Raw genomic sequence first — 507 nt, forward strand, 5'->3', positions numbered from 1 at the left:
CGGTTGGTCTTGAGCTGCTGGGCGAGCCACTCGTGGGGCACCCCTGGCGCGAGGTGATTGCCCGCTGTTTTGCGCCGCGGCGGGACGACGGGCACGAGATATCGCTACGCAATGGTCGCCGCCTATCGATCGCTACGCGCTCGCTTGCCGGGGAACCTGGTCAGCTGGTGCTGCTCACCGACCTTACCGAGACCCGCCGACTCCAGGATCAGCTGGCGCGCCATGAACGGCTGTCGTCGCTAGGGCGCATGGTGGCTTCGCTTGCCCACCAGATTCGCACTCCGCTGTCCACCGCGTTGCTATATGCCAGTCACCTCGAGCAGGGTGGCCTGAGCGAACAGCAACAGCAGCGCTTCGCCGGTAGCCTCAAGGCTCGTCTGCACGAACTGGAGCATCAGGTCCGTGACATGCTGATCTTCGCCCGCGGTGATCTGCCGCTGAACGACCGACTGAGTCCGGCTGCGCTGCTGTCGGCGCTGCGTTCGGCCGGCGAGCCACGTCTGCAGG

1 protein-coding gene is annotated in these 507 nt (G+C 66.1%); it reads left to right on the plus strand.

The features are described from left to right. A partial coding sequence (locus CXQ94_RS24195; RefSeq protein ID WP_368665597.1) for a histidine kinase dimerization/phospho-acceptor domain-containing protein occupies positions 1-507 on the plus strand: 507 nt, incomplete at both ends.

Origin of the sequence: Arthrobacter sp. GMC3 (genome assembly GCF_002929305.1) — a bacterium.
Taxonomy (GTDB): Bacteria; Actinomycetota; Actinomycetes; order Actinomycetales; family Micrococcaceae; genus Specibacter.